General features: G+C 64.6%; 15 protein-coding genes and 1 pseudogene. 4 read left to right on the forward strand and 12 right to left on the reverse strand.

Features of this window, described 5'->3' with window-relative positions; translation table 11 throughout:
* Positions 1-463 precede the first annotated feature (463 nt).
* Positions 464-955, forward strand: a pseudogene (locus E5P3_RS06300) (SDR family NAD(P)-dependent oxidoreductase); the annotation flags it as partial.
* A gap of 63 nt (positions 956-1,018) precedes the next feature.
* Here the strand turns inward: E5P3_RS06300 and E5P3_RS06305 are convergent.
* The 7 genes from E5P3_RS06305 to E5P3_RS36445 all read right to left on the reverse strand — a co-directional run bounded on the left by E5P3_RS06305 (position 1,019) and on the right by E5P3_RS36445 (position 8,506).
* Positions 1,019-1,420: a cupin domain-containing protein gene (locus tag E5P3_RS06305; RefSeq protein WP_162585198.1), complete on the reverse strand. Its 402-nt coding sequence runs from the start codon at positions 1,418-1,420 to the stop codon at positions 1,019-1,021.
* A 34-nt stretch (positions 1,421-1,454) separates the two neighbouring features.
* Complete coding sequence (locus E5P3_RS06310) at positions 1,455-2,417, reverse strand: alpha/beta fold hydrolase (RefSeq protein ID WP_162585199.1); 963 nt, start codon at positions 2,415-2,417, stop codon at positions 1,455-1,457.
* A 185-nt stretch (positions 2,418-2,602) separates the two neighbouring features.
* Positions 2,603-2,803, reverse strand: a complete 201-nt coding sequence (locus tag E5P3_RS06315) for a hypothetical protein (protein ID WP_162585200.1) — start codon at positions 2,801-2,803, stop codon at positions 2,603-2,605.
* Positions 2,804-3,354: 551 nt separating this feature from the next.
* Positions 3,355-3,741, reverse strand: coding sequence for a hypothetical protein (locus tag E5P3_RS06320; RefSeq protein WP_162585201.1), 387 nt, complete (start codon positions 3,739-3,741; stop codon positions 3,355-3,357).
* Between the two features lie 165 nt (positions 3,742-3,906).
* Entirely contained in the window at positions 3,907-5,328 is a 1,422-nt protein-coding gene (locus E5P3_RS06325; RefSeq protein WP_162585202.1) for an aminotransferase-like domain-containing protein, read from the reverse strand.
* An 853-nt stretch (positions 5,329-6,181) separates the two neighbouring features.
* On the reverse strand, positions 6,182-7,630 hold the full coding sequence (locus E5P3_RS06330) for an aminotransferase-like domain-containing protein (protein WP_162585203.1): 1,449 nt from the start codon (positions 7,628-7,630) through the stop codon (positions 6,182-6,184).
* 489 nt (positions 7,631-8,119) lie between these two features.
* Positions 8,120-8,506: an AraC family transcriptional regulator gene (locus E5P3_RS36445; protein ID WP_443083236.1), complete on the reverse strand. Its 387-nt coding sequence runs from the start codon at positions 8,504-8,506 to the stop codon at positions 8,120-8,122.
* Between E5P3_RS36445 and E5P3_RS35720 the strand changes: the two genes are divergently transcribed.
* Positions 8,405-9,367 carry an MEDS domain-containing protein gene (locus E5P3_RS35720; protein WP_232073002.1) on the forward strand — a complete coding sequence of 321 codons (963 nt, stop codon included), beginning with the start codon at positions 8,405-8,407 and terminating at the stop codon, positions 9,365-9,367. The genes E5P3_RS36445 and E5P3_RS35720 overlap by 102 nt on opposite strands.
* 33 nt (positions 9,368-9,400) lie before the next feature.
* Here E5P3_RS35720 and trxA read toward each other — a convergent pair whose 3' ends face one another.
* Genes trxA through E5P3_RS06355 form a run of 3 tightly spaced genes read right to left on the reverse strand, consistent with a single transcriptional unit; the run spans position 9,401 to position 11,151 of the window.
* Positions 9,401-9,784 (reverse strand): thioredoxin, encoded by a 384-nt coding sequence (gene trxA, locus E5P3_RS06345; RefSeq protein WP_162585205.1) that lies wholly within the window; start codon positions 9,782-9,784, stop codon positions 9,401-9,403.
* A 14-nt stretch (positions 9,785-9,798) separates the two neighbouring features.
* Positions 9,799-10,638: a universal stress protein gene (locus E5P3_RS06350; RefSeq protein WP_162585206.1), complete on the reverse strand. Its 840-nt coding sequence runs from the start codon at positions 10,636-10,638 to the stop codon at positions 9,799-9,801.
* A gap of 54 nt (positions 10,639-10,692) precedes the next feature.
* Positions 10,693-11,151, reverse strand: a complete 459-nt coding sequence (locus E5P3_RS06355; protein WP_162585207.1) for a CHRD domain-containing protein — start codon at positions 11,149-11,151, stop codon at positions 10,693-10,695.
* 184 nt (positions 11,152-11,335) lie between these two features.
* Here E5P3_RS06355 and E5P3_RS06360 point away from each other — a divergent pair, with 184 nt between their 5' ends.
* Positions 11,336-11,863: a phosphate-starvation-inducible PsiE family protein gene (locus E5P3_RS06360; protein ID WP_197893943.1), complete on the forward strand. Its 528-nt coding sequence runs from the start codon at positions 11,336-11,338 to the stop codon at positions 11,861-11,863.
* 11 nt (positions 11,864-11,874) lie between these two features.
* On the opposite strand, the gene E5P3_RS06365 is transcribed toward E5P3_RS06360, so the two are convergent.
* Positions 11,875-13,155, reverse strand: a complete 1,281-nt coding sequence (locus tag E5P3_RS06365) for an NAD(P)/FAD-dependent oxidoreductase (RefSeq protein ID WP_162585208.1) — start codon at positions 13,153-13,155, stop codon at positions 11,875-11,877.
* Between the two features lie 16 nt (positions 13,156-13,171).
* The gene (gene htpX / locus E5P3_RS06370; RefSeq protein WP_162585209.1) at positions 13,172-14,080 is read right to left on the reverse strand and encodes a protease HtpX; all 909 of its coding nucleotides are present in this window, start codon (positions 14,078-14,080) and stop codon (positions 13,172-13,174) included.
* A gap of 136 nt (positions 14,081-14,216) precedes the next feature.
* Here htpX and E5P3_RS06375 point away from each other — a divergent pair, with 136 nt between their 5' ends.
* A complete protein-coding gene (locus E5P3_RS06375; protein ID WP_162585210.1) occupies positions 14,217-14,840 on the forward strand; it encodes a response regulator transcription factor in 624 nt (207 codons plus the stop codon).
* Positions 14,841-14,987 lie beyond the last annotated feature (147 nt).

The following is a 14,987-nucleotide window of genomic DNA, read 5'->3' on the forward strand; positions in this document are numbered from 1 at the left end:
AAGACGTCCTTTTGATCGCGATCGATGGCATCTTGAAGGCAAGGTGCCGAGGGAGTGCCGGGACCAGTGTGACCCAGGCCTCCCTCGCAGACATCTGTCATTGGGTAGGCACCGGCGCACCCCGCTGGCGACAGCGGATGCCTCGCCGCGGCTGCGCTGCAGCTGCACAGACGCACCCGCTCGTCCAACCTAAGTCGCAGAAGCGTGATGTATCGGCACCGTGTTGCCAGTGCGGCACGCCGCACTGCGCAAGACGCGGGACCAACCTTGCACTTCCGCATCCTTGACGCGGTCTCGCGCCGATGAAATATGCACGGGTCTACCCAAAGCCAGATACGCCATGGCCTGGATCGCGCCAAAGTCGAAGCTACACATCGGCCGGACACCAGTTCCATACGGCCGACCCTGAACTGCCACACGAGGGCACTCATCACTCATGCTTCAGACAGAAAGGATCCAGATCATGAGCTCTCACCAGAAAGTCGCCCTTATCACTGGCGCATCTCAAGGCATCGGTGCCGGCCTCGTCAAGGGCTTTCGCGATCGAAACTACCGCGTCATCGCGACGTCGCGAACCATCAAGGCATCCGACGATCCCGACATCCTGACGGTTGCCGGCGATATCGGCTCAGCCGACACAGCGCAGCGCATCATTTCACAAGGCCTCGAACGCTTCGGACGGGTTGACACCCTGTCAACAACGCGGGAGTCTTCATCGCGAAGCCGTTCACGCAGTACACGGAGGCCGACTTCCTGTTGAAGATCGCCACCAACGTCGCTGGCTTTTTTTCACATCACCCAAGCTGTCGCCGAGGTGATGGAACGTAGTGGCACCGGTCATGTCGTGAGCATCACCACCAGCCTGGTCGACCAAGCCAATGTCAACGTCCCCTCTGTCCTGGCATCGCTCACGAAAGGCGGCTTGAACTCGGCAACCAGATCACTTGCGGGCGAGATCCTGCGCGTCGACGGTGGCCAGAGCGCAGGTCACTGATCAACCGGACCGAGGGGGCAGTGCTCACTTGGCGGGCACGAACGCGGGCTTGCCTTTCTCGACGATATAGGTGGCGAGTTCCGAGGCCTTGGTGGAGCCGATATTCCTTGCCGTGTGAACTGCACCGTTGGGGATGAACAGGGCGTCTCCCGTCTTGAGAACCACGGGCGGCTTGCCATCGATCTGATACTCGATCGTGCCTTCCAGAACATACGCAACCTCCACACCCGGATGCGAGTGCCTCGGTGCCACCACCCCGGGACCGAAGTCCACCCGAACCTGGACGACCTCGCGTCCTGGAGTGTCGAGATCGTGCTGCAGGACGTCGGTGCGTCCAAGCCCGGTAGACTGCGCCGGTGCCAGTTGTGCTGTCAGGCTGCCTCCTATGACCAGCATCGCTGCGGCGACTGTTCGAATCGTGCTCATCTGCATATCCTTTCCGTGATGTGAATGAACGTCTTCAGTGACCGCCTTGGCCAGAAGTACGAACTTCTTTGACGGTTTGATTGGGATCTTGAAGATGCGGGTAGTGCCCGACGTTGGCGAGCAACGAGATGTGCAGCTTCGCCTTCTGCGCAAGCTCGAGACCCATTTCCTTGTTGATGTAGAAGTCCTTTTCGCCCCAGACGACCTTGACTGGCGTCTGAAGCTTGCCAAGGTTGGCTTCGAAATACTGTTGGTCGCGGGTGAAGTGAGCGTAGTAGTGATAGAAGGCGTCGGCAGTGGTGAGGCTGCCATGGTTCCAGCCGCGCAGCATGTCTTCCTTGAACTCCTGCGAAAGTTCGAACTGCTCGCTCTTTGTCAAGCCCCTTCTGAACGCGTTCTCCAGGATCTCGTCTCGGTTCTTGTTCAACGCGGCGCGCACCAGGTCAGAGGAAGGCTTCGCCTTCAGTGCCTGCAGGTTGTCCACCATGTATTGCGGCCTGTTCAGCGGCGCGAAGTCGCCAACGATGATGGACTTTGCGATGCCCGGATCCTCGAGCGCGAGTAGAAGCGCAGGCAGGGCTCCGATGTCGGTCGCGTAGATGGTCAGGGTGGACGAGTCGATGTTCGCCTTCCTGATATAGGCCTTCAAGACGCGCGCGTATTCGCTGGGTGCGTAGGAGAACTTGTCAGCCGGCGGCCTCGTCGAGAGGCCGAAGCCCGGCCAGTCGAAAGCATGCACTTCGTAGTCGTCGGCCAGAGTGGGTGCGATGTTCTTCCAGGCATACAGGGTCTCGGGAAAGCCGTGCAGGAAGAGCACGCTGCCCTTGGGCTTGGAGCTTCGGACGACCATCCTCCTGAGTTGAATCCCGGAATCGATCTCGAGGAAGCCGATCTCTTCGCGCGGGCTTCGATGGGCGATGTGAGTGCATGCAGCCAGCACGGCGGCTCCGAGGAGGAGGGCATACATGGAGAGCCTTTGAATGGTCAGCCGGGGCATCGGGGGTAGCCTTTCTTGATGAAAACGCTGCGCGCCCCGTCACACGGCGCGCCACAAAGTCGATTAAAGAAGAAACCTGTATCGCCGGTGTGTCGAGCGATGGCTGATTTGCATTCGGGTGTGTTTGCGCACGCGTCGGACACACAGGCGTACAAATCGGCCCGCAGCGCTGCGCCCCTACGGCGTCACTTTCCGTACTCGCCGAGGTAGCGGCCCAGGTGCCGCTCGGCATCGCTGTGGCGCTGCAAGCCTTTGTCGACCAATGCCTTCAGCCTGGCCTGTGCGGCGGGCCGTTGTACCGAGGTGATGAATGCATCCCAGCTTGCCTGCAGCTCCGCGTCGGTCGGAAGGCTGGCGACGTTGACCAGCTTCTTGGTGTCGATCACGGCCTGGCGGGTCGGCCTCGATCCGGTCCAGCACGGCGGAAAGTCCCTTGACGACGCCGGCACCGATGATGTTGAGCGGAGGATTGTCCAGGGTGACCCGCCAGCAGGCCGCGGTGCGCTTCGTGATGCGCACCTTGGCGGCCTCCACCGCGCCGCTGATTTCGCACTCGCAGTGCTTGGCTTGGGTGCGGCAGGCGTCTGCGCATGCGCGACGCTGCATGTGACAAGTGCGAGGGCGAACGCCAACGCGAACCTCGATTCGGCAAGACCAGCCAAAGCCATCTCGCCTGCCGGGACGAACATTGTTCGGGATTGACCCATGGTGGTTTCCTCATTCGGGAAGTGGAGGGGTCAATATCGCGCGGCGTTCTGATCATTGCCTCCGGCCGAGGACGCAGAAGGTTCCCATCTTTTGGCGAGATGCCGACGCAAGGCAAATGAGTCGTGGTCATCTTTGACTGGCAGAACTGGGTGTCCTCCTCCCGCCTGGGAAGCGGTGCCGCTTGGTTCATGCTATCTGGCTCAGGCGGTTGGCGCTCGCTATCGATGCGCTACGGTAAGCAGGGTTCTTCGCCGATGAGTATCAGCGCAGCGCGGTAGGCAGTCCGCGCCGCGGAACGGATTTCATCGACCAGCAGGCGTTGGCGCTGCGCGCGATCCTTTGGCGAGAGGGGGGCCGGCTCGCGCATGAGGCGCTGCGTCACATTCAGCAGCATGGACGAGGACGTCAGGCAGAAGTGGATCGCTGACCGCTCCCGTGACGCGTTGTTGGCTTCCTCGATCCTGCGGACTGCCGCCTCCTTCGCTGGCCCTGACAGTTCACCAAGATTGGTAGGGCCGCACCAAGGCGCGAACTCGTGGTCGCCGTAGCGCCCATCGAGCATCAGCTCGATCGCGTGAAGAGCCCGTTCGATCTCGAGCATCTCGGTTGTTTTCATTGGGAATTCCACACTCGCGACTGTCCTAACGGCCACATGCCGCACAAAAGCGCTCAGTCGGCCCGGGGTCAACAACTTCGATTGTTGGCAGTTCAGTCTGCGCCGAACAGTGTCAGTTCGTGCGAACTTGACCGGACCAGGCCCGGCGCAGCGTCACGACTAGGGTCAGTTTGTGGATATTTGCTTCACCAATTCGCCGACAGTACGCAGTGCCGAAGTGAAGCGCGGGTCCGCGCCATGGCCAAAGTTGATGCGTACGCAATGCGTGAAACGCCGGTCGGTCGAGAAGATGTGTCCCGGCGCCAGGGTGATGTTGCGTGCTAGCGCGAGCTGGTGTAGTGCCAGCGCGTCGACGCTTCTCGGCAGCTGGAGCCACAGGAAATAGCCGCCTTCCGGGCTGGCGGCACGAGTTGCGTGTGGGAAGAACTCGCGGACGGCGTCAATCGCAGCGGCCTTGTAGCCGGCCAGCGTCGCCCGCATTCGGCGCAGATGGCGGTCGAAGCGGTCCTTCGCCAGATAGCTGGCGATCGCGGCCACCGATGGAATCGCTGGTGAGAGCGTCTGCAGGAGCCGCAACTGCTCGATCTCCCGCGCAAACCTGCCACCCGCGACCCAACCGACACGATAACCGGGCGCGAGGCACTCGGAGAAGGAGCCGCAATGCAATATGAGACCGTGGCGGTCATAGAGTTTCGCCGGCAGGGGCCTGCGGTCGTTGAAATAAAGTTCGCCACAGACGTCGTGCTCGATCAATGGGATGCCGCGGCGAGCAAGGAGCGCCACTAGCTCGACCCTGGAATCGTGAGGCATCAGGCTGCCGAGCGGGTTCTGGAAGGTGGGCATGAACCAGCAGGCCTTGATTCGATGACGCCTGAGCGCAAGGGCCAGCGCGTCGACATCGACACCATCGCGGGGGTGTGTGGGAATCTCGAGGGCCCGGAGCTTGAGCCGTTCGATCGCTCGCAGGGCAGGGTAGAAGGTCGGCGACTCGACGGCCACCACGTCGCCGGGGCAAGTGACCGCCTGCAGGCACAGGTTCAAGCTCTCCATCGCACCGCAGGTCAGGATGATTTCATCGGGATCGACTGCCATTCCGCTGAGCCCGTAGCGCAACTGAATCTGCCGTCGCAGAGCTTCATTTCCCGGTACCAGATCCTCGGCCACGCGCCAGGGGTCCAGATCGCGCATGCCGTTCCAGAGATGGCGCGCGAGCTGAGGGAGTGGGCAAAGCAGGGGGCTAGGGAAGGCAGAGCCCAGCGGCACGAATTTGGGCATTCCGGACGAGCGGATCAAGTCGATGACGAGGTTGTCGATCTTGTCGCCCGAGAATGGCTCCTCCGTTTGTGAGATCTTTGTCGCGGCCGGCGCGGACAAAGCGCGGGGTCTAACGTAGTAGCCCGAGCGTGGACGGGCTTCAATAAGGCCACGTGCTTCCAGGAGATAGTAGGCCTGGAAGACAGTGGATCGACTCAGCCTCTGCGTGGCACTGGCTTCGCGCACCGAGGGTAACCGGGCGCCAGTTCGCAACACCCCCCCGCAAATCAGCTCCTCGATCTCGCTCGCATAGCGCTCGTAGCGCGTGCTCATGCCTGCGCGAGCGCCGCGCAGCTATGTTGGCTTGCGGAGTTCTTCATGGTGGGTGCATCGCCTGGAGACGCGGCGCGCTCCGGCCGTTGCGCTGAACAGCTGTTGAACATTCAGACAGGGGCCCTGGTCCAGACCGGACGCGGTGGACTCGCAAGCCGGTGTGACTGCTCTGCGAGCAAGGTCTACGAAGCCTGGGTCGGGCGCGCATCGGCTGCGAGCCGGTCCCGTTCGAAAGCAAGGCCGTCGAACGACGCGCCAGTTCACCAAAGGACTAAGGGTTCAGGAGCCGGTGAGCGAGCGCCAAAAGGGAACAGTCGGGCGCAGGCGACAGGAGCGCAAGCGTTTTGGAGCAATCGGAGTCCGCGGTCTTGAGGGCTCCGCCCGCATTCGCGCTGCGGGTCGGGGGCGTCAGAGCGACGCAGTCGTTGATTGGCGTTATTTGAGTGGTCTTCATCAAGCAATTTCTTGATCTCAAGCCATCAGGGCAACGGGCTCGAACTTAGGCAAATTCTCGGCCCGCAAGGATCAACTGAACAGGATCAGTTCCCTGGCAATTGAACGGGCCAGATCGCGGAAGCCGATCGACATCGGTCAAGCCAAGAAGTTGACAACCTTCATCCACTGCCCGCCGGAATGTCGCCGTACACGGGGTTTGACACCGGCATTGCGCCGCGCGCGGCACGATCCCGATGACCAAGCTGCGAATGTGTTGAATGCACAGCCCCAGGGGTACCACACGCCTGAGAGCAGAGCGGGCCACCCGGGGTGTTGCGCGAGGCGGGCGCAGATTGCCAGGCCGCAAAAGTTGGGCGTGCTACGCAAGGGCGCCGACCGGAGAATGGAGCTTTTTGCTTCAGTGCCGTCCGTCGGCCAGCGCATGGCGACTCGCCGCGCACTGCGTCGCGAGTTCACCGACGGTCTTCAGTGCGGGCACAAAGCGCGGGTCGCCGCCATGGCCGTAGTTCAGCCGGACGCAGTTCCTGAAGCGCCGGGCGGCGGAGAACAACGGCCCCGGCGACAGGCTGATGCCGTGTTCTCTCGCGAGCATGTGCAGTTCGATCGTGTCGACGGCCGTGGGCAATTCGAGCCACAAGAAATAGCCGCCTTCCGGCACCGCCATGCGCGTGCCGGCGGGGAAGTGCGTCTGCACGGCTTCAATGGCCACGGCCAGGTAGCCGGCGAGCGCCTTGCGCATGCGCCGCAGGTGCCGGTCGTACCCGCCCTGGTCGAGGTAGGCCGCAATGGCGGCTTCCGAAGGGATGGCCGGCGAGAGCGTGTACATAAGACGCATCTGCTCGATCTTCGCTGCAAAGCGTCCGCCGGCCACCCATCCGACGCGGTAGCCGGGCGCCAGGCACTTGGAGAAGGAGCCGCAATTCATCACCAGGCCTTGGGCATCGAAGGCCTTGGCCGGCAGCGGCTTCTTCGCGCCGAAGTAGAGCTCGGCATAGACGTCGTCCTCGATCAGCGGAACTGCATGCTTCGCGAGCAGAGCGACCAGCGCTTTCTTGCGATCCTCGGGCATCGAACTGCCCAGAGGATTCTGGAAGCTGGTCATGAGCCAGCAGGCCGAGACGCGCTGGTGTTCGAGCGCCGCGGCCAGCGCGTCAATGTCAATGCCACGGGCCGGCGAGGTCGCGACCTCGAGCGAGCGCAGCTGCAGGCGCTCGAGCGCCTGCAGCGCCGCGTAGAAGGTGGGCGACTCCACCACGACCAAGTCCCCGGGCCGCGTGACCGCCTGCAGGCTCAGGTTCATTCCTTCCAAGCCGCCATTCGTCAGCACCAGCTCGGCGGAGTCGACGGCAATGCCTTCCATCGCGTACCGCAGCTTGATGTGGCGGCGCAGCGCTTCGCTGCCGGGCGCCAGGTCCTCGATCAGGCGCCAAGGTTCGAGGTCGCGCATCTCGGTCCAGAGGTGCCGCGCCAATCGCGGGAGCGGGCACAGCGATGGGCTCAGGAAGGCCGAGCCAAGCGGGACGAACTCGCGGCGCGCCATCGGACCCAGCAGCTCGAAGACGAGCTGGCCGATGTCCACGTTCCTGGCTCTTCCATCGGACTTCGAATCCGCCGGCGCCTCCAGCTTAGTGTGCGCGAGGCCTGTCTTCACGTAATAGCCGGAGCGGGGGCGCGCCTCGATCAGGCCGCGCGTTTCGAGCAGGTAGTAAGCCTCGAAGACAGTGCTGCGGCTAAGGCCGCGCGCGGCACTCGTGGCGCGCACCGAGGGCAGGCGGTCGCCGGGCCGCAGCATGCCGGTGCGGATCAGTTCGGCAATCTCGTTCGCACAGCGTTCGTATAGCTTCATGACTCCACCTAAAGCGGCGTCACGCAACTAGGCTGCTCCATGTGCAGAGGGCGCCGAATGATTATTGCACGCACGATCCGCAATGCGGGTCACCCGAGTTCTCAAAAGCAGGCCCGCGCAACTGGTCTCCTTACTCCACCGAAAACTGGCCCTTCCTGGAAAACGCCCGGTTACCAACAATGGAGAACTGCGCAGGGCTTGGCGCCTGTGCGTCGGCCAGCCAACGTTCGTATGAGGAACTGGCCCTTGGCGGTGCCCCCGTTTACGGTCACATTCCAGTTCCCATGCTCATACCAGTGACCTTGCGGCCCGGACTCACCTTCTATGGCTTGATCGCGCTACACGACAAGGAGGCCCTGCGCGAGTGCCGGTGCGAAGGTCGGCCGTACTCTCCCGTCGCGCACTGAGCACCTTCCGGGGCGCTTCTGATGGCGATGCGCGTTACTGACTGTTGGTCCAGACGCGGACGGCAAGACGCCCGGGTCGGCATCACGAAGGACACGTCGAAGAACAGCTTCCAGCCAGGTCGTGCGGCAATGCGGGTCGAAGTACTTCAGCTTCTGCACCGGCTCTCCAGATTGCAAAGCGCGACCCGCGGCCACGCGTACTCGCGCCCCAGCATTGCCCTCGCGTACAGATAGTTGTTCCTGGCGCGCTCGCTGAAACGGTCGAGGGCGACATGGCCTTCGCGGTCACAGGGAAATGCGAGCGCGCGGCCCTGCTGGTACAGCGACTGGAACCGGAGCTCGCGATGCGCTGCAGCAGGATGTGCAGGTGCGGCGACTGGCCCGTCGATTGCTTGAACATCCGCGCGAAATGAAAGGGGCTCAGGTGCACTGCATCGGCCAGCTCTTCGACGTGAATCGTCTCGCCCACGTGCTCGGCGATGAACGTGCGGACGCTGCGCATCTTGTGGGCCGCCAATCCGCCGCAAGCCACGGCCTTTGCGGGCCCCGCGGCTGCGTAGTTCCTGGCGACGTGCGCAGTCAGCAGGGCGGCCAATGCGTTCAGGAAGCTCGCCGTCAGCCGGTCCAGGCTCGGGAACTCCCGGTCGACAGCGTCGGCGACTTCGCGGATCAGCGAATCGGCCGCTGCATGGGGTTCGACAAAGCTCAGCTCGTCGCTGCCCAGCGCGGCACGGGCCGTCTCGCTGAAGAAGGGCTCTGCGATGCTGAGGATGAGCGTGTTGGAACCGGGCCTGTCTGCGAGCGAATGACGGCGCGCCGGCGGAACGACAAGGACCAGCGGCGCGCGGACGTGAGAAACCTCATGGATTCAAGCTTCACCGGCCCTGCTGCCTCCGGGTCCGGTCAGGGTGAACAGGTCGCCCTCGAAATCGCGGGCTCGACACTGGGCATGCATCGCCACATCTGCGCCTTCTTCCGCAGTGCCGAGGAGGAGAATGGCGCGCATGCTCGGGTCATCCAGCAGCATATTTCAAGCGATTCGCAGACCTCGATTTCGCGCATCACCGGACACGCCGAGTGGGCCGGTGAACACTGGCCGGGAGTGGAAGACTTCCTCGAGTACGAAGCCCGCCTCAATGATGTGGTGCCGAAAGGGCGCGACACCGTGGTCTGCCTGTACGACCTTTCCAAGACCAGCGCTTCGCTGGTGGCCGACGTGCTGCGCACGCACCCTGTCATCATCCTGGGTGGCGTGCTGCACGAGAACCCGTTCTTCACGCCTGTGGAGCAATTCATCACCGAACTTCGTGCGCGCAAGGAAGCGTCCTGACGCGCCGCCTTCCGGCGCCGATCTGGATTGTCATCACCAGTCGAGGTCGATCTGCGGGCGCGCCGGATCCTGCTGCACCGCGGCGCGTTTGCGCGTCAGATGCCGGTTGACGAAGTCGGCAAGTTGCGACTCGCTCATCATCCCCGATTGCATGGCCAGCTTCTGGCCCTGGTGGACCAGCATCAACGTCGGCACTGAGCGGATCGCATACTTCGCCGCAATGGACGGCGCCTCGTCGATGTCGACCTTGACGACAGACAGTTCCTGACGCCGGCGCTCCGCGAAGGACTCCAGCGCCGGGGCCATGGCCTGGCACGGTCCGCACCAGGAGGCCGAAAAATCGACCAGCACCGGATGCTGTTGCGCGGCGAGCGTCGAGTCGAAGTCGCGTTCGCCTGCATGGATCACTGCTGACATGTAGCCTTCCTCCTTCAATGCGCCATCAGCACCGGCAGCGTCATCGAGCGCAGCATGGTCCGCGTCACGCCGCCGAGCAGCAGCTCGTGGATGCGGTGGTGGCCGTAGCAGCCCATCACCAGCAGATCGCTGGCCTGGTCCGCGGCATGGGACAGCAGCATCTCGCCCAGCTTGTCCGGCTCGTCGGGGTACCGGTTCGCAGATGCCTCGATGCCATGCCAGCGCAGCGCGCGCACGATGCCGAAGGTGGTCTCCGCCGGGCCGTAGTTGTCCGGTCCCCAGGACACGACGTGCACGCGTTTGGCGCGCCGCATCAGCGGCAGCGCGCCGGCGACGGCGCGGGCGCATTCGCGCGTGGGCTTCCATGCGACCAGCACGTTCTGGCCGACGACCGGATAACGCCCGGCATGGGGAATCACCAGGGCCGGCTTACCGCTTTCCATCACGACCGATTCCACGAAGTCGCTCGGCACGTCCGACGTCAGCGGGTCTTCGGGGTCATGCTGGCCCAGCACCATCAGGTCGACATAGAGCGAGGCCTGCGCCGCGCCCCAGACGGGCGGATCGCCCGGCACCTCGGCCCAAGTCATTGCCGGATCGCCAGAAGCCAGCGCCTCGTCGAACAGGGCGCGGGCGAACTCGCGATGCTCGGGGTCGATCTGGGGCACGATCGGCACGGCCAGGGCCTCGACATCGACGCGCAGCGGCAAGGGCAACAACCGCGGCTCGATGGCCAGCAGCGCGACAAGCGTTGCCGCACCGTGGGCCGGCGCGATCCTGCGCGCCAACGCGAGCCGCTCCGCGCAGCGCGGCGAGGCGTCCATGTGAACCAGAATGGATTGATAGCCGTCCATGTCATTGCTCCTGGTGCGCCGGCGCGACGGGCTTGCTGCGCTGCATGCTGCCACTCACTTGGTGGCCGCGCTGGTTGCGCCGGCGGCGGGCTTGCTCTTGAGCTGCGCGCGGACCTCGCCCTTCGGGTGCGCCTTGGAGCGCACGTTGGCGTGGAGCTTGCCGGCCTTGTGGTGCGACATCTGCGCCGGCGTGAGGCGCGTGTTGGCGGGAACCTCCCAGCGACCGTCGGCCACCGGCATCAGCATGACGACCACTGGTACGGCGGCGTCCGCGTCGTCTTCGATGAGGGCCGTCGCGCCGTCCATGCCAGGTGCTTCGACGATGCCGCTAACGGTGCCGTCGTCGGCGACGAGGATCAGCGCCCGGCCGGTGGACGTCGTCTGCACCGGGGGAACTTCCATGGCGCCCGTGAGGATAGCGGGCACATCGGCCGTGTCCATCGATGAGGTGCTGGTATCGGTCTGTGCGCACGCGGCGAGAGCGAGCGCGACGACGAGGGGAAGTATCTTCATCATGGGGCCTCCTTGAGAGTGCAGGTTGGGGATGTGATGGGTCGAGCATAGGAACTGAAGCTGCGCCGCGTCTTCCTGAGGCCTGCGGTTCGTGTCCTGCTTCTGGGGTGAAGGCAGCTGCGGGCCCACGCGGGCGGCGCCGGCACGGCACAATCGCCTGCACTCAGCAGCGAGGAGGTCCCCGATGGCATCGCGACGCAAGCCCTGGTTCCTGCGCGAGACACGGCGCTATTGGCCGCTGATGACAATCAACGAGCGTTTCGAGCACCTCGTCGCCTTCGCGCTCGGATTCATCATCGCGGTGCTGGTCGCGCTGGCGCTGGTCCAGCTGCTGGTGCACGTGGTGCCGCTGCTTCTGACCGGCGCACTCGATCCGTTGGACCACGAGGTGTTCCAGAGCCTGTTCGGGATGGTGATGACACTCCTGATCGCGCTGGAGTTCAACCACTCGATCGTCCGCGTCGCGCTGCGACACAACGGCATCGTTCAGGTCAAGACGGTGGTGCTGATCGCCCTGCTGGCGCTCAGCCGCAAGTTCATCATCCTCGACACGAAGTCCACCGAGCCGGAGACGGTAGCCGCACTGGCCGGCGCGACCCTGGTGCTGGGCATCGTGTACTGGCTGCTGCGCGAGCGCGACGACAGGATCGAATCGCCCGATGCGCACGATGACATCGGTGCGCGTGAGCGAAGGGATCCCGACCGCCCCTGAACAGGCGCCGCTCAGCCGGCGTCGAGAAAGCGGTGCACGAAGGCCACGGCCATCGCCCCTTCGCCTACCGCCGATGCGCAGCGGCGCACCGCGTTGTGCCGGACGTCGCCGGCAGCGAACACGCCCGGGATGCTGGTCTCGAGGAAATACGGGTCGCGGTCCAGCGGCCACCGCGGCGGGTGCTGTCCGCGTCGCAGCAAATCGGGACCCGTGACGATATAGCCAGCCTCGTCGCGCACCATGCCGATCGATTCCGCCCAATGGGTCTGCGGCTCGCCGCCGATGCAAACGAAGAGCCATTGCGCTGGGACGCGACGTTCGGCGCCGGTGGCGAGGTCGCGCAGCGTGATCTCGCGCAGCCCGGTGTTGCCATGCAGCGCACTCACCTCCGTGCGCGCAAGGACCTCGATGTTGGGACTGGCTGTGATGCGGTCGATCAGGTAGCGCGACAGGGTGCCCTTCAGCGATGCGTCCCGGATCACCATACTGACGCGGCTCGCGTGCGGCGCGAAATGCATCGCTGCCTGGCCGGCCGAGTTGCCACCGCCGACGATGAACACGTGCTGCCCGCGCGCCAGCGGCGCCTCGCTGGCGCCAGCGCCGTAGTAGAGGCCCGAGCCCATCAGCTGCTTCTCGTTGGGCAGGCCGAGTCGCCGGTAGGCCACGCCGGTGGCGCAGATCACGGCGCGCGCGACGATCCGAGTGCCATCCTCGAGCACGCCGACGCCGCGTCCGGGGCGCAGTTCGGCGTGCACGCCTTCGCGGGCGAGCAGGATCTCGACGCCGAACTTGCGGGCCTGCTCGCGGGCACGCTCCGCCAACTCCATGCCGCTGATGCCCTGCGGAAATCCCAGATAGTTCTCGATCTTCGAACTGCTGCCGGCTTGGCCGCCGACTGCCAGGCGCTCGACCAGAACGGTCGACAGGCCATCGGCCCCGGCGTACACGGCAGCGCTCAGCCCGGCCGGCCCGGCGCCGTAGATGGCCAGGTCGTATTCGCCGCGCGACGGATTCCTGAACCAGCCGAGTTTCTCGGTGATCTGCCGAATCGTCGGGCATTCCATGCGGGTGCCGTCGGGGAACAGGCAGATCGGCAGCCGCGCATCGTGCAGGTGGTCGACCTGCGCTTCACTGCGTGCGCTGTCGTCGCTCGGCAGCGGCACCCACTCGAAGGGCACGTCGCTGCGGTGCAGGAAGTCGCGTATCGCCCAGGCGGCGGCGTTGCCCAGTCGCCCATAGATCTTCACCAGCGCCGGCCCCGCTGGCGACGGTGGGTCTCTGGCATCGCTCATGGCCATGGTCGAAGCCTCAGCGCGCCCATGGGATGGAACTCATGTGCCGACCTGTCTGCAGCGCTGCGATGCGCTCCTCCAGCGGCGGATGGCTCGCGAACAGGCGCGTCCACGACGATGGACTGTTGATGCCCAGGGTCCGCAGCGACTGCGGCAGCCCACCGGACTCGATGCCGCCCAGGCGGCCCAGCGCACGGATCATCGGTTCCGGCGATTTCAACAGGCTTGCCGACCCTGCGTCGGCGCGGAACTCGCGCCAGCGCGAGAACCACGCCACGATCAGCGAAGCGGCGATGCCGAACACGATCTCGCAGAGGAATACCGTCGCGTAGTAGCCGATTCCGCCGCCGGCGTGTTGGTCGTCCTCGCGTCGCGACACCAGGCTGTCCACGAGGTAGCCGACGATGCGCGCGAAGAACACCACGAAGGTGTTGACCACGCCTTGGATCAGGGTCATGGTCACCATGTCACCGTTGGCCACATGGGACACTTCATGGGCGAGCACCGCTTCCATCTCCGCGCGGTTCATGGTTTGCATCAGGCCGGTCGACACGGCCACGAGTGATGCGTCGCGAAAGGCGCCGGTCGCGAAGGCGTTCGGCGCGCCCTCATAGATCGCGACCTCCGGCTCGCCGATGCCCGCGCGTCGCGCCAGCGCGCGCACGGTCTCGAGCAGCCAGGCCTCTTCAGCGCTCTGCGGCTGCTCGATGACCCGCGCGCCGGTGGACCATTTCGCAAGCGGCTTGGACATCAGCAGCGAGATGAACGAACCGCCGAAGCCGACCACCAGCGAGAAGATCATCAGCGCGCCGATGTCCAGCCCGTTGGCGCTAAGGAAGCGGTCCACGCCCAGCAACCGCAGCGTGACCGACAGCACTAGCACCACGGCGAGGTTGGTGGCGAGGAAGAGGAACAGGCGCTTCATCGGGTTTCTCCGTCGCCAGCAGCGTAGGCGCGGCGGAAGCGGCCGTCTTCCAGATTGCTGCGCAAAACTGACCAGGTCCGGCGGCGCTGGACAGAACTTCACGCGGGGCACACACTTGCGCGCCCTCGGAGGTGCCATGCCATTCGCCAGCGACCGCGAACGCCGGAAGTCGATCGTGTTCATCGTCGACGACGACGCGTCCGTGCGCGAAGCGCTCAGCAGCCTGATGCGCGCGATCGGATGGCAGGTTCAGACCTTCTCAACCGCGGCAGAGTTTCTAGCCCATACGCGCCCAAATGTGCCGGCTTGCCTCGTGCTCGATGTGCGGCTCCCGGTCACCAGCGGACTGGAGCTGCAGCGCATACTGGCCGAACGCAGCGACGCACTGCCAATCGTCTTCATGACCGGCCACGGCGAGGTCCCGGTCAGCGTGAAGGCGATGAAGGCGGGGGCGGTCGAGTTCCTTCTCAAGCCCTTCAGCGATGCCGAGTTGCTGAATGCGATCGAGCTGGCCCTCGAACGCGATGCTGCCGGCATTCGCGAGCGCACCGAACTTGCCGACATCCGCGAGCGGATGGCGTCTTTGTCGGCACGTGAGCACGAGGTGATGATGCTGGTCTTGAAGGGCCTGCTCAACAAGCAGGCCGCGGCCGAGCTCGGCATCGCGGAGGACACCGTCAAGGTGCACCGGCACAACCTGATGAAGAAGATGGGGGTGCGTTCGCTGCCCGAGCTGGTCAGGATGGTGGAGCGGGCGTAGTCCGATACGCCGTGGTTGTGCGCGAGCAGCGCTTCTTTGGCTTAAACCAAAGGGGCATGGTATGGCGAGCCGGCAGCGCCTATGGTTGCCTTCATCCGGAACATTTGCGAGGTGATGACCATGGTCCCTGCACTGCTTGAGGCGGTC

Origin of the sequence: Variovorax sp. RA8, from assembly GCF_901827175.1 — a bacterium.
Lineage (GTDB): Bacteria > Pseudomonadota > Gammaproteobacteria > Burkholderiales > Burkholderiaceae_C > Variovorax.

Coding starts and splice junctions, on each gene's coding strand:
- E5P3_RS06365 (WP_162585208.1), bottom strand. CDS start 13,155: ATGAGCGATGCCAGAGACCCACCGTCGCCAGCGGGGCCGGCGCTGGTG.
- E5P3_RS06310 (WP_162585199.1), bottom strand. CDS start 2,417: ATGCCCCGGCTGACCATTCAAAGGCTCTCCATGTATGCCCTCCTCCTC.
- E5P3_RS06330 (WP_162585203.1), bottom strand. CDS start 7,630: ATGAAGCTATACGAACGCTGTGCGAACGAGATTGCCGAACTGATCCGC.
- htpX (WP_162585209.1), bottom strand. CDS start 14,080: ATGAAGCGCCTGTTCCTCTTCCTCGCCACCAACCTCGCCGTGGTGCTA.
- trxA (WP_162585205.1), bottom strand. CDS start 9,784: ATGTCAGCAGTGATCCATGCAGGCGAACGCGACTTCGACTCGACGCTC.
- E5P3_RS06325 (WP_162585202.1), bottom strand. CDS start 5,328: ATGAGCACGCGCTACGAGCGCTATGCGAGCGAGATCGAGGAGCTGATT.
- E5P3_RS06355 (WP_162585207.1), bottom strand. CDS start 11,151: ATGAAGATACTTCCCCTCGTCGTCGCGCTCGCTCTCGCCGCGTGCGCA.
- E5P3_RS06360 (WP_197893943.1), top strand. CDS start 11,336: ATGGCATCGCGACGCAAGCCCTGGTTCCTGCGCGAGACACGGCGCTAT.
- E5P3_RS06305 (WP_162585198.1), bottom strand. CDS start 1,420: ATGAGCACGATTCGAACAGTCGCCGCAGCGATGCTGGTCATAGGAGGC.
- E5P3_RS06375 (WP_162585210.1), top strand. CDS start 14,217: ATGCCATTCGCCAGCGACCGCGAACGCCGGAAGTCGATCGTGTTCATC.
- E5P3_RS06320 (WP_162585201.1), bottom strand. CDS start 3,741: ATGAAAACAACCGAGATGCTCGAGATCGAACGGGCTCTTCACGCGATC.
- E5P3_RS06350 (WP_162585206.1), bottom strand. CDS start 10,638: ATGGACGGCTATCAATCCATTCTGGTTCACATGGACGCCTCGCCGCGC.